The 25,912-nt window shown below is 71.0% G+C and carries 23 protein-coding genes and 1 pseudogene; 18 read left to right on the top strand and 6 right to left on the bottom strand.

The window, feature by feature from the left end:
- Window positions 1-8: 8 nt before the first annotated feature.
- The 6 genes from lpdA (at window position 9) to ACIPFH_RS04865 (ending at window position 8,910) form a co-directional block, all read left to right on the top strand.
- On the top strand, window positions 9-1,397 hold the full coding sequence (lpdA, locus tag ACIPFH_RS04890; RefSeq protein ID WP_401823094.1) for a dihydrolipoyl dehydrogenase: 1,389 nt from the start codon (window positions 9-11) through the stop codon (window positions 1,395-1,397).
- Between the two features lie 68 nt (window positions 1,398-1,465).
- Window positions 1,466-3,259 (top strand): 2-oxoglutarate dehydrogenase, E2 component, dihydrolipoamide succinyltransferase, encoded by a 1,794-nt coding sequence (gene sucB, locus ACIPFH_RS04885; RefSeq protein ID WP_401823093.1) that lies wholly within the window; start codon window positions 1,466-1,468, stop codon window positions 3,257-3,259.
- Window positions 3,260-3,515: 256 nt separating this feature from the next.
- Window positions 3,516-4,139 (top strand): GntR family transcriptional regulator, encoded by a 624-nt coding sequence (locus ACIPFH_RS04880; protein ID WP_356250161.1) that lies wholly within the window; start codon window positions 3,516-3,518, stop codon window positions 4,137-4,139.
- A gap of 334 nt (window positions 4,140-4,473) precedes the next feature.
- Window positions 4,474-7,179, top strand: a complete 2,706-nt coding sequence (gene aceE / locus ACIPFH_RS04875) for a pyruvate dehydrogenase (acetyl-transferring), homodimeric type (RefSeq protein ID WP_401823090.1) — start codon at window positions 4,474-4,476, stop codon at window positions 7,177-7,179.
- 77 nt (window positions 7,180-7,256) lie between these two features.
- Entirely contained in the window at window positions 7,257-8,321 is a 1,065-nt protein-coding gene (locus ACIPFH_RS04870; protein WP_401823087.1) for a helix-turn-helix transcriptional regulator, read from the top strand.
- 67 nt (window positions 8,322-8,388) lie between these two features.
- Complete coding sequence (locus ACIPFH_RS04865; protein WP_401823764.1) at window positions 8,389-8,910, top strand: DUF4240 domain-containing protein; 522 nt, start codon at window positions 8,389-8,391, stop codon at window positions 8,908-8,910.
- Between the two features lie 28 nt (window positions 8,911-8,938).
- On the opposite strand, the gene ACIPFH_RS04860 is transcribed toward ACIPFH_RS04865, so the two are convergent.
- A complete protein-coding gene (locus ACIPFH_RS04860; protein WP_401823789.1) occupies window positions 8,939-9,241 on the bottom strand; it encodes a hypothetical protein in 303 nt (100 codons plus the stop codon).
- 72 nt (window positions 9,242-9,313) lie between these two features.
- On the bottom strand, window positions 9,314-10,168 hold the full coding sequence (locus ACIPFH_RS04855) for a peptidoglycan recognition protein (protein ID WP_401823761.1): 855 nt from the start codon (window positions 10,166-10,168) through the stop codon (window positions 9,314-9,316).
- Window positions 10,169-10,455: 287 nt separating this feature from the next.
- On the opposite strand from ACIPFH_RS04855, the gene ACIPFH_RS04850 reads away from it, so the two are divergent.
- Window positions 10,456-11,640, top strand: a complete 1,185-nt coding sequence (locus tag ACIPFH_RS04850; protein ID WP_401823086.1) for a MarP family serine protease — start codon at window positions 10,456-10,458, stop codon at window positions 11,638-11,640.
- Window positions 11,641-11,652: 12 nt separating this feature from the next.
- On the opposite strand, the gene ACIPFH_RS04845 is transcribed toward ACIPFH_RS04850, so the two are convergent.
- Complete coding sequence (locus tag ACIPFH_RS04845) at window positions 11,653-12,150, bottom strand: GNAT family N-acetyltransferase (RefSeq protein WP_401823083.1); 498 nt, start codon at window positions 12,148-12,150, stop codon at window positions 11,653-11,655.
- Between the two features lie 71 nt (window positions 12,151-12,221).
- Between ACIPFH_RS04845 and ACIPFH_RS04840 the strand changes: the two genes are divergently transcribed.
- Both ACIPFH_RS04840 and ACIPFH_RS04835 read left to right on the top strand, forming a co-directional pair.
- The gene (locus tag ACIPFH_RS04840; RefSeq protein WP_401823081.1) at window positions 12,222-13,115 is read left to right on the top strand and encodes a TIGR01777 family oxidoreductase; all 894 of its coding nucleotides are present in this window, start codon (window positions 12,222-12,224) and stop codon (window positions 13,113-13,115) included.
- A gap of 161 nt (window positions 13,116-13,276) precedes the next feature.
- Complete coding sequence (locus ACIPFH_RS04835; RefSeq protein ID WP_401823079.1) at window positions 13,277-14,695, top strand: NAD(P)/FAD-dependent oxidoreductase; 1,419 nt, start codon at window positions 13,277-13,279, stop codon at window positions 14,693-14,695.
- 216 nt (window positions 14,696-14,911) lie between these two features.
- On the opposite strand, the gene ACIPFH_RS04830 is transcribed toward ACIPFH_RS04835, so the two are convergent.
- Window positions 14,912-16,432 carry a regulator gene (locus ACIPFH_RS04830; protein WP_401823077.1) on the bottom strand — a complete coding sequence of 507 codons (1,521 nt, stop codon included), beginning with the start codon at window positions 16,430-16,432 and terminating at the stop codon, window positions 14,912-14,914.
- Between the two features lie 245 nt (window positions 16,433-16,677).
- Here ACIPFH_RS04830 and lipB point away from each other — a divergent pair, with 245 nt between their 5' ends.
- From lipB to ACIPFH_RS04810, 4 genes are all read left to right on the top strand, one after another.
- The gene (gene lipB, locus ACIPFH_RS04825) at window positions 16,678-17,475 is read left to right on the top strand and encodes a lipoyl(octanoyl) transferase LipB (RefSeq protein WP_401823075.1); all 798 of its coding nucleotides are present in this window, start codon (window positions 16,678-16,680) and stop codon (window positions 17,473-17,475) included.
- 116 nt (window positions 17,476-17,591) lie between these two features.
- Window positions 17,592-18,557 carry a lipoyl synthase gene (gene lipA / locus ACIPFH_RS04820; RefSeq protein WP_401823073.1) on the top strand — a complete coding sequence of 322 codons (966 nt, stop codon included), beginning with the start codon at window positions 17,592-17,594 and terminating at the stop codon, window positions 18,555-18,557.
- A gap of 279 nt (window positions 18,558-18,836) precedes the next feature.
- Window positions 18,837-19,037 (top strand): hypothetical protein, encoded by a 201-nt coding sequence (locus ACIPFH_RS04815; protein ID WP_109006070.1) that lies wholly within the window; start codon window positions 18,837-18,839, stop codon window positions 19,035-19,037.
- Window positions 19,038-19,106: 69 nt separating this feature from the next.
- Window positions 19,107-19,808 (top strand): DUF4191 domain-containing protein, encoded by a 702-nt coding sequence (locus ACIPFH_RS04810; RefSeq protein WP_401823072.1) that lies wholly within the window; start codon window positions 19,107-19,109, stop codon window positions 19,806-19,808.
- A gap of 226 nt (window positions 19,809-20,034) precedes the next feature.
- On the opposite strand, the gene ACIPFH_RS04805 is transcribed toward ACIPFH_RS04810, so the two are convergent.
- A complete protein-coding gene (locus ACIPFH_RS04805; protein ID WP_401823070.1) occupies window positions 20,035-20,502 on the bottom strand; it encodes an RDD family protein in 468 nt (155 codons plus the stop codon).
- Between the two features lie 197 nt (window positions 20,503-20,699).
- On the opposite strand from ACIPFH_RS04805, the gene glnA reads away from it, so the two are divergent.
- Entirely contained in the window at window positions 20,700-22,109 is a 1,410-nt protein-coding gene (glnA, locus tag ACIPFH_RS04800) for a type I glutamate--ammonia ligase (RefSeq protein ID WP_307162921.1), read from the top strand.
- Window positions 22,110-22,213: 104 nt separating this feature from the next.
- On the opposite strand, the pseudogene ACIPFH_RS04795 reads toward glnA, so the two are convergent.
- A pseudogene (locus ACIPFH_RS04795) lies at window positions 22,214-22,390 on the bottom strand (site-specific integrase); the annotation flags it as partial.
- A gap of 34 nt (window positions 22,391-22,424) precedes the next feature.
- Between ACIPFH_RS04795 and ACIPFH_RS04790 the strand changes: the two are divergent.
- The 4 genes from ACIPFH_RS04790 to htpX all read left to right on the top strand — a co-directional run bounded on the left by ACIPFH_RS04790 (window position 22,425) and on the right by htpX (window position 25,910).
- On the top strand, window positions 22,425-23,075 hold the full coding sequence (locus ACIPFH_RS04790; RefSeq protein ID WP_401823067.1) for a hypothetical protein: 651 nt from the start codon (window positions 22,425-22,427) through the stop codon (window positions 23,073-23,075).
- An 801-nt stretch (window positions 23,076-23,876) separates the two neighbouring features.
- On the top strand, window positions 23,877-24,239 hold the full coding sequence (locus ACIPFH_RS04785; RefSeq protein WP_401823064.1) for a hypothetical protein: 363 nt from the start codon (window positions 23,877-23,879) through the stop codon (window positions 24,237-24,239).
- A gap of 325 nt (window positions 24,240-24,564) precedes the next feature.
- On the top strand, window positions 24,565-24,822 hold the full coding sequence (locus ACIPFH_RS04780; RefSeq protein WP_356260423.1) for a hypothetical protein: 258 nt from the start codon (window positions 24,565-24,567) through the stop codon (window positions 24,820-24,822).
- Between the two features lie 167 nt (window positions 24,823-24,989).
- Window positions 24,990-25,910, top strand: coding sequence for a zinc metalloprotease HtpX (gene htpX, locus ACIPFH_RS04775; protein ID WP_401823062.1), 921 nt, complete (start codon window positions 24,990-24,992; stop codon window positions 25,908-25,910).
- Window positions 25,911-25,912: the final 2 nt, after the last annotated feature.

Raw genomic sequence — 25,912 nt, 5'->3', positions numbered from 1 at the left:
GACGTGACGTGGCGAACGACGCCAGCACCGTTTTCGACCTAGTGATCCTCGGCGGTGGTAGTGGCGGTTACGCCGCGGCCCTGCGCGGGGCGCAGCTGGGACTGGACGTCGCCCTGATCGAGAAGGACAAGGTCGGCGGCACCTGCCTGCACCGGGGTTGCATCCCCACCAAGGCCCTGCTGCACGCGGGCGAGATCGCCGACCAGGCCCGCGAGAGCGAGCAGTTCGGCGTCAAGGCCACCTTCGAGGGCATCGACGTCCCCGCCGTCCACAAGTACAAGGACGGTGTCGTCTCCGGTCTGTACAAGGGCCTTCAGGGGCTGATCGCCTCCCGCAAGGTGACGTACATCGAGGGTGAGGGCCGTCTGTCCTCCCCGACCTCCGTCGACGTGGGCGGACAGCGCGTCCAGGGCCGCCACGTGCTGCTCGCGACCGGCTCCGTGCCGAAGTCGCTGCCGGGCCTGGAGATCGACGGCAACCGGATCATCTCCTCGGACCACGCCCTCGTGCTGGACCGCGTGCCGAAGTCCGCGATCATCCTGGGCGGCGGCGTCATCGGCGTCGAGTTCGCCTCGGCGTGGAAGTCCTTCGGCTCCGACGTCACGATCATCGAGGGCCTCAAGCACCTCGCTCCTCTTGAGGACGAGAACTCCTCCAAGCTTCTTGAGCGCGCGTTCCGCAAGCGCGGCATCAAGTTCAACCTGGGCACCTTCTTCTCCAAGGCCGAGTACACCGCCGACGGCGTCAAGGTCACGCTGGCCGACGGCAAGGAGTTCGAGGCCGAGCTCCTGCTGGTCGCGGTGGGCCGCGGACCCGTCTCCGCCGGTCTCGGCTACGAGGAGCAGGGCGTCGCCATGGACCGCGGCTACGTCCTGGTCGACGAGTACATGCGCACCAACGTCCCGACCATCTCCGCCGTCGGCGACCTGGTCCCGACCCTCCAGCTCGCGCACGTCGGCTTCGCCGAGGGCATGCTGGTCGCGGAGCGCCTGTCCGGTCAGAAGGTCGTCCCGATCGACTACGACGGTGTCCCGCGGGTGACGTACTGCCACCCCGAGGTCGCCTCCGTGGGTATCACCGAGGCCAAGGCCAAGGAGATCTACGGCGCGGACAAGGTCGTCGCTCTGAAGTACAACCTCGCGGGCAACGGCAAGAGCAAGATCCTCAACACCGCGGGCGAGATCAAGCTCGTCCAGGTGAAGGACGGTGCCGTGGTCGGCGTCCACATGGTCGGCGACCGCATGGGCGAGCAGGTCGGCGAAGCCCAGCTGATCTACAACTGGGAGGCGCTGCCCGCCGAGGTCGCGCAGCTCATCCACGCCCACCCGACGCAGAACGAGGCGCTCGGCGAGGCCCACCTGGCCCTGGCGGGCAAGCCGCTGCACTCGCACGACTGACCCCTCGGTCGACGAAGCGACTCCGCGACGACACAGACTTCCGCAATTCGTAAGGAGCAACCGAAACCATGGCGGTTTCCGTAACCCTTCCGGCGCTCGGCGAGAGCGTCACCGAGGGCACTGTCACCCGCTGGCTGAAGGCCGAGGGTGAGCGCGTCGAGGCCGACGAGCCCCTGCTCGAGGTCTCGACCGACAAGGTCGACACCGAGATCCCCTCCCCCGCCGCCGGCATCCTGGCCTCCATCAAGGTCGCCGAGGACGAGACGGTCGAGGTCGGCGCCGAGCTCGCCGTCATCGACGACGGCACCGGCGCTCCCGCCGCCGCTCCGGCTCCGGCCGTCGAGGAGGTCGCGCCGCCGGCCCCCGAGCCGGCCCCGGCCGCCCAGCCCTCCACCGAGCAGGCGGCCCCGGCCCCGGCTCCCACCGCCGAGGCCGCCACCGGCGGCGGCTCCGCCGAGGGCACGGACGTCGTCCTGCCCGCGCTCGGCGAGTCCGTCACCGAGGGCACCGTCACCCGCTGGCTGAAGCAGGTCGGCGAGGAGGTCACGGAGGACGAGCCGCTGCTCGAGGTCTCGACCGACAAGGTCGACACCGAGATCCCGGCGCCCGTCTCCGGTGTGCTGCTCGAGATCACGGTCGGCGAGGACGAGACCGCCGAGGTCGGCGCCAAGCTCGCCGTCATCGGCGCCCCGGGCGCGGCTCCGGCCGCCGCCCCCGCCGCTCCGGCGCCCGCCCCGGCCGCCGCCGCTCCGGCCCCGGCCGCCCCGGCTCCGGCCGCTCCGGCCCCCGCGCCGGCCGCCCCCGCTCCGGCCCCGGCCGCCCCGGCTCCGGCGCCCGCCCCGGTCGCCGCCGCTCCGGCTCCCGCGCCGGCCGCCCCCGCTCCGGCTCCGGTCGCCCCGGCCGCCCCCGCGCCCGCCGCCCCCGCGGGTGACGACGGCGCCTACGTGACCCCCCTGGTGCGCAAGCTCGCCGCCGAGAACGGCGTCGACCTGGCCGCCGTCAAGGGCACCGGCGTCGGTGGCCGTATCCGCAAGCAGGACGTCGTCGCCGCCGCCGAGGCCGCGAAGGCCGCCGCCGCCGCTCCGGCCCCGGCCGCCGCTGCACCGGCCGCCAAGAAGGCGCCGACCCTGGAGGCCTCCCCGCTCCGCGGCCAGACCGTCAAGATGCCCCGCATCCGCAAGGTCATCGGCGACAACATGGTCAAGGCGCTGCACGAGCAGGCGCAGCTGTCCTCGGTCGTCGAGGTCGACATCACCCGGCTGATGAAGCTCCGCGCGCAGGCGAAGGACTCCTTCGCGGCCCGCGAGGGCGTCAAGCTGTCCCCGATGCCGTTCTTCGTGAAGGCCGCGGCCCAGGCGCTGAAGGCCCACCCGGCCGTCAACGCCCGGATCAACGTGGACGAGGGCACCATCACCTACTTCGACACCGAGAGCATCGGTATCGCGGTGGACTCCGAGAAGGGCCTGATGACCCCGGTCATCAAGCACGCGGGCGACCTGAACATCGCCGGCATCGCGAAGGCCACGGCCGACCTGGCGGGCAAGGTCCGCGCGAACAAGATCACCCCGGACGAGCTGTCCGGCGCGACCTTCACCATCAGCAACACCGGCTCGCGCGGCGCGCTGTTCGACACGATCATCGTGCCGCCGAACCAGGTCGCGATCCTCGGCATCGGCGCCACGGTCAAGCGTCCGGCCGTCATCGAGACGGAGGAGGGCACGGTCATCGGCGTCCGCGACATGACGTACCTGACCCTGTCCTACGACCACCGTCTGGTCGACGGCGCCGACGCGGCCCGTTACCTGACCGCGGTCAAGGCGATCCTGGAGGCCGGTGAGTTCGAGGTCGAGCTCGGCCTCTGATCTCCCGGGAACCTCCCAGGGCTGTGCGACGGGTGCCCCCGTCCGGAATTCCTCCGGGCGGGGGCACCCGTGTGTCGGTCCGACGGTGCCCTGTCCGGTACTGGTCTTTACAGGCAAGGTCCGGTGTGAACGTGTAAGTCTCGTCTCACCTGCTGAAAGCGCCCCCGTGCGCCTCTCCTGCGCGGGCCCCCGGCCGTATTGTCTAAACGTCAAACGCCCCCGGAGGCCCGTGCGGCCCCTCCTCGAAGGAGCCCTCATGACCGCGCCCGTCGTCCACTCGCTGCGCGAACAGATCCGCGAGCACATCGTGGAGGGGATCGTCAGCGGGCGCTGGAAGCCGGGCGAGCGGATCGTGGAGCGGCGCATCGCGACCGAGCTGGAGGTCAGCCAGACGCCGGTGCGGGAGGCGCTGCGCGAGCTGGAGTCGCTTCGGTTGATCGAGTCCGCGCCGAACAAGGGCGTGCGGGTGCGCAACCTCACGGCCGCTGACCTGGAGGAGAGCTACCCCGTCCGGGCCGGCCTGGAGGCGATCGCCGCGGAGCTGGCCGCACAGCGGCTCGCCGAGGACTGCTCGGCCCTGGAACCGCATGTCGCCGCCCTGTACGAGGCGGACCGTGACGCGGACGGCACGGCCCAGGTGCGGCACACCGTCGGCTTCCACCGCGAGCTGGTCCGGGCGGCCGGCAACTCGGTGCTGCTGCACACCTGGGAGGGCCTCGGCATCGAGGTGTTCACGGCGCTGTCGATCCGCTGGCTGGGGACCGTGCAGCAGTCGTACGCGGAGGAGCACGAGGAGCTCGTCCAGGCGTTCCGGCGGCAGGACCCGAGGATCGCCGAGCTGGTGAAGGCGCACGTCCTCGGGTGCGCTCCCCGGCCGTAGGACCTGTCCGGCAGATCGGCCGCAGCCGCGCGAGCCCTGGTTCAGTGGAGCGTACACGCGCTCATCCGTGGGCTCCGACCTGCGAAAACCCTCCACCGACGCGGCACCGGGTGCCTGCCCGAAAGGCACCCGGTGCCTACTTTCTCGCAATCGAGAGGTTTTGCCCTTCAACCCTTTGATCGATCATCGATCAGGGAGTTACAGTCACCGACGGGCCGCGGCCGAAGCCACCCATGGCATCGCGCCGTAGCCCATGCCCTGTCCTGCCAAAGACCAAGGGCACCTCCCGAAACACCCTCACAGGGAACCCCCTTCGACTGAGGAAGGCGGCGACATGACCGACCCCCAGGCCATCCAGCCGAGCGCGCTCGACCAGCTCCCCGACCGTGACCCGGAGGAGACCGCCGAATGGCAGGCCTCACTGGACGCGGTCGCCAAGGCGGCCGGGCCGCACCGTGCCGCATACCTGATGCGCCGCACGCTGGAGCGTGCCGAGGGCAACGGCATCGCGCTGCCCAAGCTGCTCGAGACGGACTACGTCAACACCATCCCCACCGCCGCCGAGCCGTCCGCGCCCGGTGACGAGGAGATGGAGCGGAAGATCACCGCGTGGAACCGCTGGAACGCGGCCGCGATGGTCACCCGGGGCGCGAAACACGGCGTCGGCGGTCACATCGCCACCTTCGCCTCCGCCGCCTGGCTCTACGAGACCGGCTTCAACCACTTCTTCAAGGGCAAGGAGACCGACGGCTCGGGCGACCAGCTCTACATCCAGGGCCACGCCTCCCCCGGCATCTACGCCCGCGCCTTCCTCGACGGCCGGCTGGGCGAGCAGCAGCTCGACAACTTCCGTCAGGAGGCGGGCGGCGACGGCCTCCCGTCGTACCCGCACCCGCGGCGGCTGCCCTGGCTGTGGGAGTTCCCGACGGTGTCGATGGGTCTCGGCCCGCTCTCCGCCATCTATCAGGCGCGCTTCAACCGCTATCTCACCAACCGCGGCATCAAGGACGTCTCCGCGTCCCACGTGTGGGCGTTCCTCGGCGACGGCGAGATGGACGAGCCCGAGTCGACGGCGGCACTCGCACTCGCCTCCCGCGAGGGTCTCGACAACCTGACCTTCGTCATCAACTGCAACCTCCAGCGCCTCGACGGCCCGGTCCGCGCGAACTTCAAGATCGTGCAGGAGCTGGAGGCCCAGTTCCGCGGCGCCGGCTGGAACGTGATCAAGTCGCTGTGGGGCTCCGCCTGGGACGAGCTGTTCCAGCTGGACACCACGGGCGCGCTGGTACGCCGGCTGCGCGAGGTACCGGACGCCCAGGTGCAGACGTACCAGACGCGTGGCGCCGCCTACATCCGCCAGGACTTCTTCGGCAAGGACCCGGCGCTCGCCGAGCTGGCGAAGCTGCTGAGCGACGACAAGATCCTCGAGTGTTTCCACCTCTCCCGCGGTGGTCACGAGGCGCGCAAGGTGTTCGCGGCCTACAAGGCGGCCGTGGAGTTCAAGGGCGCCCCGACGGTCATCCTGGCCCAGACGGTCAAGGGCCACACCCTCGGCGAGGGCTTCGCGTCGAAGAACGCCAACCACCAGATGAAGAAGCTCTCGGTGGACGAGTTCAAGACGATGCGCGACCTGCTGGAGCTGCCGATCTCGGACAGCCGGTTCGTCGACGGCGTGGTCCCCTACGGCCACCCGGGCGCCGACTCCCCCGAGGTCCGCTACCTCCAGGAGCGCCGCGCGGCCCTCGGCGGCCCGGCCCCGGCCCGCCGTACGCACGCCCTGGCCCCGCTGCCGGCCCCCGCCGACAAGGCGTTCGCCTCCTTCGACAAGGGCTCCGGCTCCCAGAACGTGGCGACCACCATGGCCTTCGTCCGCCTGGTCAAGGACCTGGTCCGCGACAAGGAGACCGGTAAGCGCTGGGTGCCCATCGTCCCGGACGAGGCGCGCACCTTCGGCATGGAGAGCCTGTTCCCGTCGCTCGGGATCTACTCGCCCAAGGGCCAGACGTACGAGCCGGTCGACCGCGACCAGCTGATGTACTACAAGGAGGCCAAGAACGGCCAGATCCTCAACGAGGGGATCACCGAGGCCGGTTCGATGGCCGACTTCATCGCCGCGTCCACCGCGTACTCCACGCACGGTGAGGCGATGATCCCGTTCTACATCTTCTACTCGATGTTCGGCTGGCAGCGCACGGCCGACCAGATGTGGCAGCTCGGCGACCAGCTCGGCCGCGGTTTCCTGGTCGGCGCCACGGCCGGCCGTACGACCCTGACGGGCGAGGGCCTCCAGCACGCCGACGGCCACTCCCCGGTCATCGCCGCGACCAACCCGGCCGCCCTCAGCTACGACCCGGCGTTCGCGTACGAGATCGCGACGATCGTCAAGGACGGTCTGCGTCGGATGTACGGCGAGGCGGCCCCCGGTGAGGACTCGAACGTCTTCTACTACCTCACCGTCTACAACGAGCCGATGCCGCAGCCGGCCAAGCCGTCCGGCCCCGGCGTCGACGAGGGCATCCTCAAGGGCCTGTACCGCTTCAACACGGCGGAGTCCGCGGGCGTGGAGGTGGCGGCGGCCAACGCCCCGCGCATCCAGCTGCTGAGCTCCGGCACGGCGATCCACTGGGCCCTGAAGGCGCAGCGGCTGCTCGCCGAGGAGTGGGGGGTGGCCTCCGACGTGTGGTCCGCGACCTCCTGGACCGAGCTGCGCCGCGACGCGCTGGAGGCCGACGCGGCCCTCCTGCGCGGTGAGGAGCGCCAGCCGTACGTCCGTCAGGCCCTGCAGGGTGCCGAGGGCCCGGTCCTCGCGGTCTCCGACTACATGCGCCAGGTCCCGGACCAGATCGCGCAGTGGGTGGAGCAGGACTGGTCCTCGTTGGGCGCGGACGGCTTCGGCCTCTCCGACACCCGCGAGGCGGCCCGCCGCCACTTCGGCGTCGACGCCGAGTCGATCGTCGTCGCGGCCCTGGCCCAGCTCGCCCGCCGCGGTGAGGTCAAGGCGGCCTCGGTGAAGGAAGCGCGGGAGCGGTACGGCCTGTAGGTCACGGTTCGACGAAGGGGGGTACGGCGATCGCCGTACCCCCCTTCGCTGTCGGTGGGCCCCGGCATCATGTCCCCATGCGCGCTGCCCGCCTCATCAAGATGGTGCTCCTTCTCCAGTCCCGGCCCACCATGACCGGGTCCGAGCTGGCGCGGGAACTGGAGGTGTCGGAGCGGACCGTCACCCGGGACGCGCAGGCGCTCTCCGAAGCGGGTGTGCCGGTGTACGCGGAGCGGGGACGGGCGGGGGGTTACCGGCTCGTCGGGGGATACCGGACACGTCTGACGGGGCTGGGGCGCGGTGAGGCCGAGGCCCTGTTCCTGAGCGGGGTGCCGGGGGCGCTGCGCGAGATGGGTCTGGAGGACATCGCGTCGGCCGCGCGGCTGAAGGTGTCGGCGGCCCTGCTGCCCTCCCTGCGGGACGCCCCGCGTACGGCGGCGCAGCGGTTCCATCTGGACGCGCCGGCCTGGTTCCGGGAGCCGGCGGCGCCGGCCCTGCTGCCGGTGGTCGCGGACGCGGTGTGGGACGACCGGTGCGTGAGTGCCCGCTACCGGCGCGGGGAGAGCGAGGTGGTGCGGGAGCTGGAGCCGTACGGGCTCGTGCTCAAGGCCGGCGTCTGGTACCTGTGCGCCCGGGTCGGTGCGGCGGGGGCCGGGGCGGGCGCGGGAACGGGGACAGGGACGGGGGCAGGGACGGGCACCGGGAGGGGAGCCTTCCGGACCTACCGCATCGACCGGTTCGTCGGTGCCGACGTTCTGAAGGATCGTTTCATCAGGGACGAGGGCTTCGATCTGCCCGGGTTCTGGGGCGAGCAGGCCGAGCGGTTCGCGCGGTCGATCCTGCGGTCCGAGGTGGTCCTGCGGCTTTCACGGGCGGGGGTGCGCGGCCTGCCGCACGCGGTGGATCCGGTGGCCGCCCGGGACGCGCTGGCCGGCGTCGCGGAGCCGGACGCTCAGGGCTGGGTCACGGTCACCCTGCGCGTCGAGTCGGAAGAGGTGGCGCACACGCAGCTGAGGGGACTGGGGACCGAGGCCGAGGTGCTCTCCCCGGCCGCGCTGAGGGAGCGGTTCGCCGCGGAGGCGGTGCGGCTGACAGCGCTCTACGGGTCTCGGCAAGGGGTCCATGAGGCTCGCGAAACGTGAGGATCCCGCTGGAATCCCCGGCACTCCGGGTGCGTGGCGTACTTCGAGGCACGATGCTGGACGCGTGATGGACGAGACGGAGTTCTGGGAGCTGGTGGACGCCTCCCGCGAGGCCGCCGAGGGAGATCCGGAGGAGCAGGCCGACCTGCTCGTCGAGCGGCTGGTCCGGCTGGATCCGGAGTCCGTCCTCGACTTCGCCCGGCACTTCGAGTCCCGCTTCAACCGCGCCTATCGCTGGGATCTGTGGGGTGCCGCCTGGCTGCTGCTGGACGGGGCCAGCGACGACGCCTTCGACTTCTTCAGGTGCTGGCTGATCGGGCAGGGCCGCGAGGTCTTCGAGGGCGCCCTGCACAACGACCCGGACTCGCTCGCCGACCTGCTGGAGGACTTCGACGAGGAGATCGACGGGGACGGCGAGGAACTCGGCTACGCGGCCGACGAGGCCTACGAGCAGCTCACCGGGACCGTCGCCCCGGACCTGGGCATTCCGCCCGCGCCCGCCGAACCCGAGGGCACGCCCGTCGACTTCGAGAACGAGGGGGCGCTCGCCGAGCGGTATCCCCGGCTCTGGCAGCGCTTCAAGGAGTGACCCTCGCCCGGGTGAGCCTCGTCCGGGGTCACGCCGCGAGCCTGCGGCGGGTGCTGTCCGTCGGGATGTACGCCTGCGCCCCGTCGACCCGCACCGCGTGGTGCATCGGCGCCTTGTTGGCCTGCTCCAGGGCGGACGCGGTCGTCGCGGCCGGGCCCAGAACGACCGCGGCGACGGCGCAGAGCACGGTCCAGGGGCTGCGCGCGGCCCTGCCCCAAACCGGGCTGCGCTCGGTGGTCGCCGAGTCGCCCGCGTTGCCCCTGCTCCCCGTGCTTCCCGCGTTACCCGCGTTCTCCGGGGTTCCCGTGGGTCGGATACGACTGCTGTTCATGATCCCCACCTCCAGTCGGTTCGTCTTGTGCATGACCGTAGGACGCGGGAATGGGAGAACCCTGAACGCCGCCTAAGGCCTTCCTGTGAGAGTCCCCGCGGCCGTTCCGCCCTTGCCGCCCTGTCCCCCCTGTCCGCCCTGTCCGCCCTGTCTGCCCTGTCTGCCCTGTCCGCCTTGTCCGCCCTGTCTGCCCTGGAGCCGGGCCGCCGTCTCGCGGATCTCCGGGAGGCGGGCGATGAGGGCGGCGCCGGGGCAGCTGGTCATGTAGCCGTCCCTGTGACCGGCCAGGGCGGGGAGGGTGGCGGTGGTGCCGGACGCGTACCGGCTGCGGCTGTTGCTGGAGGTGAGCCGGACGTCCGCACGCGGATCCACGCCGGACAGCCCGAGTTTCCACGCGGTCAGGGCGGCGATCGAGTCGACCATCGCCTGCGGCACCGGTACCCCGGCCGTGAAGGTGCCGAGTGCCGCGATGCCGGCCGTGCGGTGGTTGAAGCCCTGGGTGTGGGCACCTGTGACGGGCCGGTCGACCCCGCCCGCGCGGCCCTCGTAGATGGTGCCGCAGCGGTCGACGAGGAAGTTGTAGCCGATGTCGTCCCAGTCCCGGGCGCCGGTCTGGCCCGCGTACAGGTAGCGGATGATGCGGGGCGCGTCGGCGCAGGCGTAGCCGTTGGGCGAGTCGGTGTGGTGCACGAAGACGGCGACGACCTTGTCGTCGTAGCGCGGGGGCGGCTGCGCGTGCCGGGCGAGGTCGTCCAGCCAGACGGCGCGGGGCACGACGGGCGGCCGGGCCGCTCGGTGGGCGGCGGCCGGCCGGGCGGCGGGCGGACGGCCCGCGCCCAGCGCGGCCGTGGCGGCGTGGTCGACGTCGCCCGCGCACAGCCCCAGGGCGGCGACGGCTGCGAGCCCGGGCAGGCAGCCGAGGAGCACGAGGAGCGGGCCCGGTATCCGCGCCGGGCGCCCGCCTCGCGTTCCCCGGGCGCCGCGGGCGGCCGGTCGGAGGGCACACATGGACCCACTGTCGGCCTGTTCCGCTCCGCCCGCGATGTGTGCTGTGCCACCTGGTGGAACCATCCTCCCGGTCCACGACGTTTTTCGGGGTACACGCGTGCGTGGCCGGTTCGCGACGTCACGCGCGCGTGATCGATGGGTAGCTGATCACTGGACCCTTTCCGCACGTACTCACCGACTAGGGGTTCCAAGAGAAAGGCGGCCGTGTGGACCTGCTCGACATCCTGCTGGTGCTGGTGATCCTGGCCTACGCCGGCTCCGGCTACCGGCGCGGGCTGGTGGCCGGCTGTGTCTCGCTGGCCGGGTTCGTGGGCGGCGCGGTGATCGGCGTGTGGGTCCTGCCGTGGCTGATGGACCTGGTGACACCGGGGACCACGGAGGCGACGGTGACGGCGGTGTTCACGGTTCTCGTCCCCGCGGTGGTCGGGCACGAGCTGGCGGGGCGCCTGGCGCTGCGGTTGCGGCGGGAGCTGGACAGCGGGCCGCTCAGGGTGGCCGACGGGGTCGGCGGGGCGGCGGCGAACGCGGTAGCGGTGCTGATCGTGGCATGGGTGGCGGCGAGCGTGCTGGGCGCTTCCTCGTCGCCGGTGGTCACCTCGTCCATAAGGGACTCGCGGCTGCTGGGGGCGGTGCAGGACGCCATGCCGGACACCACGCCCACCTGGTTCTCGCGGGCCACGTCGGCGCTGGCCCAGGCGGGCTTCCCGCAGGTCTTCAACCCCTTCGAGAACGAGTCGACGGCCGCGGTGGCCAGACCCACCGGGGACAGCGTCACGCCGAGCGCGACCGAAGCGGCCAAGCGGAGCACCGTGAAGATCGAGGGTGTCTCGGGCAACCAGGGCCGTGAGGGCAGCGGCTTCGTGTACGCGAGCGAGCACGTGATGACCAACGCGCACGTGGTGGCGGGCATCGACGACCCGACCGTACGGATCGGCGGCGTGGGCCGGTCGTACGACGCGCGCGTGGTGCTCTTCGACCCGGACAAGGACGTGGCGGTGCTGTACGTGCCGGACCTGAAGGCCCCGGTGCTCGGTTTCGACGACGACGCCTCGCGCGGGGACTCGGCGGTCGTCGCCGGCTATCCGCAGGACGGCGACCTGAATCTCCAGGCGGCGACGGTGGCGAACCGGGTGAAGGCGACCGGCCGGAACATCTACAACGACGAGATCGTCACCCGCGAGATCTACTCGATCCGCTCCACCGTCCGCCCCGGCAACTCCGGCGGCCCGCTGCTGACCACCGCCGGCCGGGTCTTCGGCGTCGTCTTCGCCCGCTCCACCTCGGACGACGAGACGGGGTACGTGTTGACGGCGGCCGAGGTCTCCGACGACGCCGAGCGGGCGGCGAGGGCCACACGGCCGGTCGACACGGGCAGGCTGACGACCTTGTGAGGCGCGTCAGGACTACAGCGGGCGCCCCATGAACACGTCGTCCACATACTCCCCGCCCAGCAGGAACTCCTCCGGCAGCACGCCCTCCACCACGAACCCCTCGGACTCGTAGAGCTTGCGGGCGGGGGCGTTGTGGCCGAGGACGCGCAGGGTGATGCGGCGGGCGCCCTGCCTGCGGGCCTCGTCGAGGGCCGCCCGGATCAGCGCCCGTCCGACGCCCCGGCCGCGCCCCTCGTCGAGGACGGCGAGGCCCTGTATCTGTCGGACGTGCGCGTTGCAGGCGAGCGGCGTGGGCAGCCCCAGGCGGACATAGCCGATGACCCGGCCGTCCAGTTCGGCGACCAGGTGGTCCTCGGGGATGTGGCGCTCGTCGAAGAAGGGGTTGTAGGGCGGCTCCGGTTCGGGCGTGACCGCGTGCACGTGGGACCAGGTCAGACGGTCGACGAGGGCCAGCGCCTCGGCGTCGGCGGACCGTGCGGTGCGGATGCGGGGTGCGGAAGGTTCGGGCATGACCCTCACCCTATGGCGGGGCGGCGGCGACCCGACCGGGGTTTTATCCGGTGACCGGGCAGGATGGCCGCATGGAACGTGAGCGAATCGCGGTGGCCGGCGCGTCCGGACTGATCGGCAGCGCCCTGGTGCGGTCACTGACCGCGGACGGACACGAGGTGGTACGTCTCGTGCGCCATGCGCCCAGGGGCTCGGACGAGGTGCGCTGGGATCCCGAGCGGGGGCAGGTGGACACGGCGGGGCTCGCCGGGTGCGACGCCGTGGTCAATCTGGCCGGGGCCGGGGTCGGCGACCGGCGCTGGAGCGAGGCGTACAAGAGGCGGATCCACGACAGCCGGGTGCACGGTACGGCGGCGCTGGCGAAGGCCGTCGCCTCGCTCGACGAACGGCCCCGCGTGTTCGTGAACGGCAGCGCGATGGGTCTGTACGGCGAGACGGGCGAGCGGGTCGTGGACGAGAGCTCGCCCGCCGGGAGCGGCTTCCTGCCGGAGCTGTGCGTGGAGTGGGAGGCGGCCGCGGGTCCCGCCCAGGAAGCGGGCGTCCGTACGGTCTTCACCCGGACCGGGCTGGTCGTGGCGCGGGGCGGCGGGGCCTGGGCCAAGCTGTTCCCTCTCTTCACGGCCGGGCTCGGGGGGCGGATGGGCGACGGCCGGCAGTACTGGTCGTACATCGCGCTGCACGACGAGGTGGCGGCGATCCGGCATCTGCTCGACCGGGGTGACCTGTCCGGGCCGTTCAACCTGACCGCGCCCGAGCCGCTGACGAACCGTGAGATCACCGAGTCGATGGGGCGGGTGCTGCGCCGGCCGACGCTCTTCGCGGTGCCGGCGCCGGTGCTTCGGACGGTGCTGGGCGAGATGGCCGGGGATGTGCTGGGCAGCGCGCGGGTGGTGCCGAAGCGACTGCTGGAGTCCGGGTTCACCTTCGCGTTCCCGGGGATCGAGGACGCCATCCGAGCAGCCTGATCCTCCATGTGACCGTATGCGACCGCCGTGCGACCGTGCCCTGTTCATGCGCGACTGTTCCTGACCGATCACGGCCCTAACCTCGATCCGAACTCGGGTATCCGGGACGGCTGTTGGGGGCATGACGTCTCCACCGGCCGCGCAACCTCGAGGAGGGGCACGTGCTTGAGCCCGCGTACCAGGCAGATGTCGTCGTGGTGGGAGCCGGAGTCGCCGGACTCTCCGCCGCGCACCGGCTGGCCAGCGCAGGAGTAACGACCGCAGTCCTGGAGGCCGCTCCCTGGGTGGGCGGCCGCATGTCGACGGAGAAGGTCGACGGGTTCCGGCTCGACCGCATCGGACAGCTGCTGTCCACGGCGTATCCCGAACTGGACCGGACACCGGGGCTGGACGCGCTCGTCCTGCGTCCGTTCGCGCCGGGGGTGCTGCTGCACAGCGACGGGCGCCATCACCGCGCGGGCGCACAGACGGGCGCGGGGAGCGCAAGGGGCGCACTGCACGCCGTACGCGCCCTGGCGAGCGCTCCCCGGCCGGGTGTGTTGCCCAGGCCCCGCGCCGGCGGCTCCCTGTCCACACAGGTTCGGCCGACGGCCCCGCCGAGGAGCCGGGCGGGGGCACCCCTGGGCAGCGCCGTGGACCAGGCCCGGCTGGGCGCCGCGCTCACCCGGATCGCGGTCACCCCCGCCGACCGGCTGATGCGTCGACCGGAACTGCCCGCCGCCCGGGCGCTCGCGGCCCGTGGACTGCCCGCCCGCACGATCGAGGGCTTCCTGCGTCCGCTGCTCGCCGCGCTGCTCTGCGACCCCGACCTCACCACCTCGAGCCGCTGCGCGGACCTCGCGCTGCGCGCCTTCGCGGCGGGCCGGCTGTCGTTGCCGGAGGGCGGGGCGGAGGTGCTGCCCGAACTGCTCGCGCGGACGCTGCCGCCGGGCACCGTGCACACCGGCGTGCGGGTCACCTCGGTCTCCACGACCTCGGTGACGACCGCCGAACACGGTGAGTTCCGGTGCCGCGCCGTACTGGTGGCCACCGACGCGCGCACCGCGGCGGAGCTGCTGCCCGGACTGCGGGTGCCCGACTTCCACCCGGTGACGGTCGTCCACCACACGACGGACGAACCGCCCGCGACCGGCGCGTCGCTGCTTCTCGACGCCGACCGGGGCGGGCCGGTCGCGCACACGTCGGTGGTCAGCCGGGTCGATCCGAGCCGCGCGCCGGCGGGACGCGCGCTGATCTCGTCCACGGTCCTCGGTACTCCGCCGCCGGGCGTCGACACCGCCGTACGCATGCATCTGTCCCGGCTGTACGGCACCTCGACCGCGCGCTGGGAGACCCTGGCCGTCCATCACACCTCCGAGGCCGTGCCGGCGATGCGGGCGCCGCACGATCTGCGGCGGCCGGTGCGGTTGCTGGCGGGCCTGTACGTGTGCGGCGACCACCGGGACACCAGCACCGTGCAGGGCGCGCTGCACTCGGCGCACCGGGCCGCCTCGGCGATCGTCTCCGATCTGCGCGCCGCCGGTTCACTGCACGGCGCCGAACCCTTGCCGACGGCCCGTCAGGAGCAGGCAGCGGCCTGACCGCCCCTACTCCCTGTCCCCGTCCCGGGGGGGGCCGTCCTGGGGGGCCGTCCCGGGGGCCGTCCCCAGACCCCCGGCCCATGCCCACCCGCCACCCTCTCGGTCAGTTGAAGGGCCAGGTCAGCCTCTGTCGGCCCGTCCGGCGACTGAGGACGAGGCCCGTTCAGGGCCGAAGCGGGTGTCCGGGAACGGCGTTCCCCGGGGGCGGTGGGTCGGTCACCCCAGCGCCGACACCTTGTCGCGGTAGTTGCGGGCCGGGGTCGCGTCCTTGTACGGCTCCAGTCTGCGCTCGAAGTCCCGCACGTACTCCAGCGCGCGCACGGACCGCATCTCCGCCGCCTGCCCCGCGGCCTCGGCGGCCAGCTGGCAGGCCTGGTCGAGCTCGCCGAGGCCGAGACGGGCGGAGGCGAGGACGACGCGGCAGAACACCCGGCTGCGGGCGTGCGCGGCGGGCCGCAGCTGGAGCGAGCGTTCGGCGTGCTGGGCGGCCGCCCGGAACTGCTGGAGGTCCCGGTGGCAGTGCCCGAACTCGTCGGCCAGCTGCGCCTCGTCGAAGAAGCGCGCCCAGTGCGGCACCTCGTCGCCGGACTTGGCCGCCTCCAGCGCCCGTTCGGCGCGGACGAGGGCGGCGGTGGAGGCACGCACCTCGCCGAGCACGCCGTGCCCGCGCGCCTCCGCCGAGTGCAGCAGCGCCTGCACGATGGGCGGGGCGCCCGTGCCGACCCCCTGCTGGGCCACCCGCGCGAGCTGCACGGCCTCGCGCCCGTGGCCGAGGTAGACGGCCTGGCGGCTCATGGTGACGAGGACGAAGGAGCCGTACGCCCGGTCCCCGGCCGCCTGGGAGAGGCGCAGGGCCTGGACGAAGTAGCGCTGGGCCAGCCCGTGCGCGGCGATGTCGAAGGAGGTCCAGCCCGCGAGCCGGGTCAGGTCGGCGGCCGCGCCGAACAGACGGCGGCCGGTCTGCTCGCCGTAGGCGCCGCGCAGCATCGGCTCGCACTCGTGCTCCAGATAGCGCACGAGGGCCTGGCGGGCGTGCCCGCCGCCGTACCGGTCGTCGAGGGTGCGGAAGAGCTCTCCGACCGAGCGGAGCGCGGAGATGTCGCCGCCGGTGACCCGCTGCCCGAGGCCCCGTTCGCTGCCCTGGCCACGCTGCCGGGGCACGGCCGAGGGACCGGGCGTCACCGGGGCGGGCGCGGGCCCGGGATGCGCGGACGGGGGCTGCGCGGGAGCGGTGGGCCGCAGGACCGGGCGGCCCTGGACGGGCACCCGGGCGGCCGGCTCGCTGCGGCCGACCTTCTCGTCGGCCCGCCCGATCAGCCAGTCACGGCTCGGCACGACGAGTCCGGCGGGCGTGAAGGCGATCTTGCGGAGCTCGGCGTGGCTGCCGGAGTCCTTGCGCCAGAGCCCGCCGACGATGTCGATGGCCTCCTCGGGCGTGCCGGCGAACTCCAGGCCCGCGTAGACGGGGGCGCAGGCGTCCAGCCCGAGGTCCTGGGCGGTGAGGCGACGGCCCAGGCGCCGGGTGAAGACCTCGGCGATGAGCGCGGGGGTGGTGCCCCGGGGCTGCTGCCCACGCAGCCACCGGGTGACGGACGTCTTGTCGTATCTGAGGTCCAGCCCGTGTTCGAGGCCGAGCTGATCGACGCGACGGGCCAGTCCCGCGTTGGAGAAGCCCGCTTCTGCGATGAGCGCGGCGAGCTGGCGGTTGGGAGTGCGCTGCGCGGGTCGTTCCGTCATCTGCGGTGCGGTCTCCTGCCTGCCGGGCCTTTGACGTGCCCGGATGAAGTGCCCTGCTGCTGTGAGCAGCCCGTTTGGCCTCGTGAACGGCGCGAATGTAGCTGAGCGTGAGCAGGTGGTCGCAGATCTCGACGTTCATTCATCCGATCGTGTGAGGATTGCCCCCGGGGCTGACGCGGAGCGCGCGGACGTACAGTGGCTTGGGCGCGTTACGTGCCTGACGACTTTCCAGGGAGGCGCTTGCCGTGAGCGAGCTGCGGTTCGTCCGGATGGGGTTCGGCGGGGACGCCGTCGAGTACCAGGAGGCGTGGGACGAACAACGCCGCGTGCACGCGGCGCGGTTCACCGACGAGGCGCCGGACACCGTGCTGCTCCTGGAGCACCCCCCGGTGTACACGGCGGGCCGGCGCACCGCCGACGACGAGCGCCCCCTGGACGGCACCCCGGTCGTGGACGTGGACCGCGGCGGCAAGATCACCTGGCACGGGCCGGGGCAGCTGGTGGGCTACCCGATCCTGAAGCTGCCGCGGCCGGTGGACGTCGTCGCTCACGTGCGGCGCCTCGAGGACGCGCTGATCCGGGTGTGCGCGGAGTTCGGCCTCGAGACGTCCCGGGTCGAGGGCCGGAGCGGGGTGTGGGTGCTCGGCGATCCGGTGGAGCGGCGCCCCTCGCTCGGCGGACTGTCGCTGGACTTCGACCCCAGGCTCACCGACGAGGAGTTCGATCCGCGGCTGAACGGCCCGGAGTACGCCCCGTCCAACGCGGGTCAACGGCGCGAGGACCGCAAGATCGCGGCGATCGGGATCAGGGTCGCCAAGGGCGTCACGATGCACGGCTTCGCGCTCAACGTGAACCCGGACAACAAGTGGTTCGACCGGATCATCCCGTGCGGGATCCGGGACGCGGGCGTCGCCTCGCTGGCGAACGAGCTGGGCCGGGACGTCACGATCGACGAGGTGCTGCCGGTGGTGGAGCGGCATCTGAACGACGTCCTCGAGAACGCGGAACCCAAGCCGCGGGAGATCGAGAAGGCGGCCGTCTGAGGGGGAATGGTCCCCTCGGCTCTGAGGTTGGCCTCACAGCAGGGCTCGGTAAACACGGGCGTACCCTGGTGTACGCCGAAGAATCGAAAGTCTAAGCAGACAGGCAGGGAGCCGACGTGTCCGCAGTCGCACCCGACGGACGCAAGATGCTGCGCCTGGAGGTCCGCAACAGCCAGACCCCCATCGAGCGCAAGCCCGAGTGGATCAAGACCCGGGCGAAAATGGGTCCCGAGTACACCAAGATGCAGAACCTCGTGAAGAGCGAGGGATTGCACACCGTGTGCCAGGAAGCGGGCTGTCCCAACATCTACGAGTGCTGGGAAGACCGCGAGGCCACCTTCCTGATCGGCGGCGACCAGTGCACCCGGCGCTGTGACTTCTGCCAGATCGACACCGGCAAGCCCGAGGCACTGGACCGGGACGAGCCGCGGCGCGTCGGCGAGTCCGTCGTCACGATGGACCTGAACTACGCCACCATCACCGGCGTCGCCCGCGACGACCTGGCGGACGGCGGGGCGTGGCTCTACGCCGAGACCGTCCGGCAGATCCACGCGCAGACCGCCGAGCGGGAGGCCGGGCGCACGAAGGTGGAGCTGCTCGCCCCCGACTTCAACGCCGTCCCGGAGCAGCTCGAAGAGGTCTTCTCCTCGCGGCCCGAGGTGTTCGCGCACAACGTCGAGACGGTTCCGCGGATCTTCAAGCGGATCCGGCCCGGCTTCCGTTACGAGCGTTCGCTGGCCGTCATCACGGCGGCCCGCGACTACGGGCTCGTCACCAAGTCGAACCTGATCCTCGGCATGGGCGAGACCCGCGAGGAGGTCGGCGAGGCGCTTCGGCAGCTGCACGACGCCGGCTGCGAGCTGGTGACCATCACGCAGTACCTGCGGCCCTCCGTGCGCCACCACCCGGTGGAGCGATGGGTCAAGCCGCACGAGTTCGTGGAGCTCAAGGAGGAGGCCGAGCAGATCGGCTTCTCCGGCGTGATGTCGGGCCCGCTGGTACGGTCCTCCTACCGTGCCGGGCGCCTGTACCAGATGGCCGTCGAGAAGCGTGGGGCGTTCATCGCCTCGCAGGCCGTCTGACGCGACGTCAGCTTCCTTGCGCCGTACGGACGCAGGCCGAGTGTGTGAATTCACGCACAAGCTGCTACTCGCCAGTAGTGACCGATTCGACGCGGCTCCGGCCGTCCTCGCAGATGAGGGCGTACGCCGGGGCCGCGTCAGCGTTTCGGCCCTGCGCATCAAGGATTCATTCGTGTTTGACCGCTCGGTCACGCCCTGGTAACACCAAACAGTGACGCTGGTATCACGTCACGTAGAACCCAGCCCCGTACCCGAAGCCGTCCGAGGGGGACACCCGTCATGCAGGCCGCGCCCGTTCGCGCCACCGCGATCCCGACCTTCAGCACCGCACTGCGCGCCGTCGAGTCGCTGCTCATGAGCAGCGGCCAGCGCACCGCCCGTCGCAACGCCTGGACCTCCGTGCTGGAGGACCGCCGTCGCGCCAAGGACCGGGTCGAGGCGCAGCGCGTCCTCGAGGCGGTCACCTCCGTCCGCCCCTGACCCCACCCCCTCCCCACACCTCCCCTCCTGCCGTCGTAGGCGCTCCCGGGGCCACGTAGACTTCGTGGCATGGCGAGAAGTGACAGCGCGGCGGACGCCGCTAACCCCGGGCGACTGAAGCAGATCGCCCTGACGTTCAAGATGACCCACAAGGCCGACAAGACGATCGGTTTCGTCCTCGCGGGTGTCTTCCTCATCACGTTCGGCGTCTTTCTCGCGATCGGTTTCCTGATCGACCACCCGGTCTACCTGGGGATCCTGGGCTTCCTGCTCGCCTTCCTCGCGACGGCGATCGTGTTCGGACGCCGGGCGGAGCGGGCCGCCTTCGGTCAGATGGAGGGCCAGCCGGGCGCGGCCGCGGCCGTCCTGGACAACATCGGCCGGGGCTGGACGACCACCCCCGCCGTGGCGATGAACCGCAGCCAGGACGTGGTGCACCGGGCCGTCGGCAAGGCCGGCATCGTCCTGGTCGCCGAGGGCAACCCGAACCGGGTGAAGAGCCTGCTGGCCGCCGAGAAGAAGAAGATGAACCGCGTCGTGGCGGACGTGCCGGTGCACGACGTGATCGTCGGCACGGGCGAGGGCCAGGTCGCGCTGAAGAAGCTGCGCACCACCCTGCTGAAGTACCCGCGGGTCCTGGCCGGCCCGCAGGTGACCGCCACGAACGACCGGCTGCGCGCCATGGGCGACCTGATGAGCAACATGCCGCTGCCGAAGGGGCCGATGCCGAAGGGCATGCGCCTGCCGAAGGGCGGCGGCAAGGCCCGCTGAGCCGCTCTTCACCCCACCGTCACGAAGGGGCGCCCGGATCACTCCGGGCGCCCCTTCGTCGTACCGCCGGCGCGTACCGTCGGCGCGTGTGACCACGGCGGGCGTGCGGCCGACGCACGTATGGCCGCGGCGGGCGTGCGGCCGACGCACGTATGACCGCGGCGGGCGTGCGGCCGACTCGCGTATGACCGCGGCGGGCGTGCGGCCGACTCGCGTGTGCCGGGTCTCAGATCCGCACTTCCACCGTCCGGGCCAGCCGGTCGTGCAGGCCGCGGCCGTCGCGGTCCCAGACCAGGGCCGGGACGGCCAGGCAGAGCAGGACCGTGCGCACCGCGGAGCGCAGGGGGCTGACGGTGCCGGTCTCGACGGAGACCACGCGCAGGCCGAAGAGGCGCTTGCCCGGGGTGAAGCCGACCGTGCCGACCGTCAGGAGACTCATCACGAGGAAGACCAGCAGGGCCCAGTTGCTGGTGGCGGGCCGGTAGCCGTCGGTGATCAAGCTGTATGCGATCAGGACGCCGAGGCCCCAGTCCACCGCCAGGGCGCCGAGCCGCCTGCCGGGGCGGGCGATCGAGCCCGGTCCCTCCTCCGGCAGACCGAGCTGCTCGCCCCGGTGTCCGAAGTCGACACCGGCTTCCTCAGCGGCCGCGCGGGGGCCCGAGAGCCACGAGCCGATTGCATCCCTGTTGTCCACCCGTCCACGGTACTGCGCCCGTTTCGCGATACGGACAGGTGGGGTACACCGGGCAGGGTCCGGTTAACTTGTGCGAAACAAATGGGTCACGCCCGAGAAATCACCCGTCCCTAGGGTCGACGACAGCGTGTGCCACCGCACTGGCCGCACGAACGAACTACCACCCCGGCTCGACGGCCGGGAGTAGGAGGAGCTGGATGTTCCAGAACGCCGACGAGGCCAAGAAGTTCATCGCGGACGAGGACGTCAAGTTCGTCGACGTCCGCTTCTGCGACCTGCCGGGCGTCATGCAGCACTTCACGCTGCCGGTCGAGGCGTTCGACCCGGACGAGGAGCTGGCCTTCGACGGCTCGTCGATCCGCGGTTTCCAGGCCATCCACGAGTCCGACATGGCACTGCGCGCCGACCTGTCGACCTCGCGCGTGGACCCGTTCCGCCGCGACAAGACGCTGAACATCAACTTCTTCATCCACGACCCGATCACGGGCGAGCAGTACTCCCGTGACCCGCGCAACGTGGCGAAGAAGGCGGAGGCGTACCTGGCGTCGACCGGTATCGCCGACACCGCGTACTTCGGCCCCGAGGCCGAGTTCTACGTCTTCGACAGCGTGCGCTTCCAGACCTCGGCGAACGAGTCCTTCTACCACATCGACTCCGAGGCCGGCGCCTGGAACACCGGTGCGCTCGAGGACAACCGCGGTTACAAGGTCCGCTACAAGGGCGGCTACTTCCCGACCCCGCCGGTCGACCACTTCGCCGACCTGCGTGCGGAGATCTCCCTGGAGCTGGCCGCGTCCGGCCTCCAGGTCGAGCGCCAGCACCACGAGGTGGGCACCGCCGGCCAGGCCGAGATCAACTACAAGTTCAACACGCTGCTCGCCGCGGCCGACGACCTCCAGCTCTTCAAGTACATCGTGAAGAACGTCGCCTGGCGCAACGGCAAGACCGCGACCTTCATGCCGAAGCCGATCTTCGGCGACAACGGCTCGGGCATGCACGTCCACCAGTCCCTGTGGACCGGCGGCTCCCCGCTGTTCTACGACGAGGCCGGTTACGCGGGCCTGTCCGACATGGCGCGCTACTACATCGGCGGCATCCTCAAGCACGCCCCGTCGCTGCTGGCCTTCACCAACCCGACGGTGAACTCCTACCACCGTCTGGTCCCCGGCTTCGAGGCCCCGGTCAACCTGGTGTACTCGCAGCGCAACCGCTCCGCCGCGATGCGTATCCCGATCACGGGCTCGAACCCGAAGGCCAAGCGCGTCGAGTTCCGCGCGCCCGACTCCTCCGGCAACCCGTACCTGGCGTTCTCCGCCCTGCTGCTCGCGGGCCTGGACGGCATCAAGAACAAGATCGAGCCGGCCGAGCCGATCGACAAGGACCTCTACGAGCTGGCCCCCGAGGAGCACGCGGGCGTCGCGCAGGTCCCGACCTCGCTCCCGGCCGTCCTGGACCGCCTCGAGGCGGACCACGAGTTCCTGCTCGCCGGCGACGTCTTCACGTCCGACCTGATCGAGACGTGGATCGACTACAAGCGCACCAACGAGATCGCCCCGCTCCAGCTGCGTCCGCACCCGCACGAGTTCGAGCTGTACTTCGACGTGTGATATCGCCCCAGGTCAGAGCGGCTATCCGTTCCCCTGGGCCGTCTGTGGGCCGTCGGCCGTGCTCTTCCCACTCTGGGACGGGCACGGCCGGCGGCCTTTTGCGCTCAAGGTCCGGGAGACACTCCCTTGCCGAACACTGAGTCGATGGCCCGGCGCGCCCGGTCCCTGCTGTTCGGCATCAGGTGCGTGTACGTCCGCAGCGTGAACCCTGGGTCTGAGTGACCGAGGTACTCGGCCAGGGCCTTGATGTTCTCTCCCGAGTCCAGCAGGACCGACGCGTGGCAGAGTGACGTCGATTGAGGGCCGGCGGGTGATGTGCGCGGCAAGCGCATCCTTGCCGACTCGGAAACCTCGCTCACGGCCGGCCTGGCGCAGGCCCTCGAAGGGGTGGCAGCTCTGCACCCTGAATGCGACCTCAGCAATCCCGGAACACCCTCGGCGACGGTTGCGATCTTGCGGCAGCGAGAGGGGCAGCTAGACCACCTGGTCTTGGCGGACTCCCCCATCGTGCTCGATTGCCATCAAGGCTATTCCGTGATCACTGACCTGCGAGTGGGCCAGATCCTTCCCGAGTTGAAAGCCGAAGTCGCTCGGCACGAGACCCATACGGCAGGGCACAAAGAAGCGCTGCGGAACTTGGTGTTCGCACAGAGGGAGACCCGCAACACGGCCACTGGATATTGGGTCGCGGCCGCTGGCCCCGAAGCCGCGGAACACGCACTGACCGGCAGCGTTCCCACCGATGACGTACGCGCCGCCGCCCTGCTGTCCGACGGCGCGGCCTGTCTCGTGACGGACTACGCCATGTCGTCCTGGCCCGAAGTCTTCGCGACCCTTCGGGCCGGGGGGCCGCGAGAGTTGATCGACACCGTTCGGAGAGTGGAGGCCACGGATCCCAAGGGCCAACGGTGGCCACGCTACAAGTCAGGCGATGACGCTTCCGTCGCCTTCTGCCAGTGCGAATAGGGTCTGGTCGGCACTGGTAGTCACGCTCCGGGCGGATGTACGGGCATGAACGAGGTCGAACGGCTGCGGATCATGCTCTGACCAGCCCGAACAGACCTCGAAAGCGAGTACGGAAGCCTGTCTACCTCGGCCAGACCTTTGCCTCATCAAGCCCCGGCTGCGCTCCGCTCCGCCGGGCGCGCTCCCGGCTCCGCTGCGGGCGCCGCTCCTGCCTTCGGCCCGCTCCGCCCGCACTGCGCCAACGCGCGCCCACAGCGGGTAGGACCGTGGCCATGGGGTGATCACCGCAGAGCAGGCAGTGCCTCCGGCGGGGGCGCTCAGACTCCGAGATGGCCAGGGGACCGTACGCGAGTGCCGGCGGAGTAGTGGTGTACGCGGGGTGCTCCCAGGCCGTCAAGGTCGTTCGTACAGTGGCGCCCTCCACCTTGACGCCCTGAACCACGCCCGCTCCACGGTGCGTGGGTCGACGGCAGACGGGATGGGAGCTGGGTGAGTGGTGGGTTGAAAAATGGTCGGCCACTCCAGACGACAATGCTTGCGCCAACTAGGCCGCATTGAAGTGGATTTCGATTGCGCATAGCTCGAATGGCGTACTACCCGGCCGATCGCTAGTCTTGAAGGGAGGGGGATGCGGATGTGGGAGTGCGGGTCATTAGGAGCCACCCCCGTCGAATCCGGACCCGACGGGGTTTAGGGAAATCGTTCCGAGCACGCCCATGCGTCCTTCTATCTCCGTACTCACACGGCACGATATTGCCCGAGGCAATAAGGCAGTTGCACCGTAATGGACAGGAGATTCCCATGAGCAAGACATACGAAGATGTTGCGGCACAGGCGATGTACGCGCCGACCGAGGCCGTACAAGCAGAAGAACGGGTCGCATCGGAGGAAAGCCTGGCGCGCATAGCACTGGTGGTGGGCGGAACAGGGCATGGGCAATTCTGGTTCCCAGTCACGCACCCAGCGATCAACCGTAACAGCGTCGTTGTCGCATCGATCACTGAGCTCGGGTTCGACGGTTCGGGAGCATTCCCCCACCCGGGACTTGCTCGAATGCAAATAAGCAACGTCGTACCTCGAGCTTTCGGCGGGCAGGTCGATTTCTGGCTGAACATTGATTGGCCAAACGATCTGGCGTTTAGGGTCAACTTCCAGGTCGAGTGAGCTTTCAGGACTCGGAGTGGTGACGGCATCGCAGTACAGCAGCGAAGTACAGCAACGCCACCGACCTGAGCCGCACATTCATGCCTCTCGTGGACCGGTTGGCCGGCACAGCAGACCTCAGTGGCCTCCCCGCCCGTAGTTCGCATCGATCCTTCACTTCTTCGACGTGTGATCGGCCCCGGGCCGGCAGGCCCCTGAGCCATCGGCCCTCCGGGCCGTGCCGACGCCCCCGTTCCTGTTTCTCAGGGCGGGGGCGTCGTCGTATGGTTTCTGGCACTGCTGTTCGACGAGGAGCCTCGACAGAGGTGACGGGGGAGACACGGGGATGCCCGAACAGGACGACGCGGAGCGGGAGTTCGACCTCAAGTGGGCGGACGGCGCGGCGCACAAGGAACCGTCGGCGCGGGCCAGGATGCTGGCCGCCCGGTGGAAGGAGAACCCACCCGAGCCGGTCCCGTTCCGCGGCGACCCGGACCGGGTGGCATCGCCCCGGTCCTCATGGCTGTCGACGGCGCTCGTGCTGGGCTGCGTGGCCGCGGTGATCCTCCTGCTGGGGTACGCGCGGTTCCGGGCGCCGTACTAGGGAGGGCGCGGGACCGGGGGCGGGCTGCCGCCCCCGGTCCCGCCGGTGCTCGTGCCGGTCGCACCCGGGGAGCCTTTGCTCCACCCAGGACCGTTCGGGGACCGTTCATGGGGGTGGGGCGGTGCACACTGGCAGTGGGGCGAGTGCCTGACTGCGGGGTGATGCAGATGCAGAGCCGTTTCCGGAGCGACCGGCGGTTGACCGTGCGGATGACGGTCACGTTGTTCCTGCTCGGACTGTTGTACGTGGCCTTCGTCGCCGCGTTGGTCGTGTTGCTGAAGTCGTGGGTGCTGGTCGCGGTCGTCGCGGCGGCCATGCTGGGCGCGCAGTACTGGTTCTCCGACCGGGTCGCGCTGTTCGCGATGCGCGGGCGGGTCGTGGAGCGGGAGGAGTATCCCGAGCTGCATGCCGTGATCGACCGGCTGTGCGCGATCGCGGACATGCCGAAACCGGTGGTCGCCGTCTCGGAGATGGGCATGCCGAACGCGTTCGCGACGGGCCGGAACCCCGATCACGCGGTGGTGTGTGTGACGACGGGGCTGCTGAGGCGGCTGGAGCCGGCCGAGCTGGAGGGTGTGCTCGCGCACGAGCTGTCGCACGTGGCGCACAAGGACGTGGCGGTGATCACCGTCGCGTCGTTCCTGGGCGTGATCGCGGGGCTGATCGTGCGGTTCGCGTTCTACTCGCAGGTGTTCGGCGGCGCGCGCCGGGACCAGAACGCCGCCGTCGTGTTCGCCGCCGTGATGGGCGTCTCGGCTGCCGTGTACGCGATCAGTTTCCTCCTCATCCGGGCACTGTCCCGGTACCGGGAGCTGGCGGCGGACCGGGCGGCGGCGCAGCTGACCGGCCGGCCCTCGGCGCTGGCCTCCGCGCTGACGAAGGTCTCCGGCGACCTGGCCCGTATCCCGACGAAGGACCTGCGGACGGTCCAGGCCTTCAACGCCTTCTACTTCACTCCGGCGCTGGGCGCCGAGCCCGGCGTGGCGGGGCTGTTCTCGACCCACCCGAGCCTGGAGCAGCGGCTCGAGCAGCTGGGGCGGATCTCCGCCGAGCTGGGCGAGGCCGCCACTCCGGGGGAGGCGGGCTGATC

Source organism: Streptomyces sp. NPDC088157 (assembly GCF_044741545.1).
Taxonomy (GTDB): Bacteria; Actinomycetota; Actinomycetes; order Streptomycetales; family Streptomycetaceae; genus Streptomyces.
This window is presented reverse-complemented; position numbering and strand designations above follow the sequence as displayed.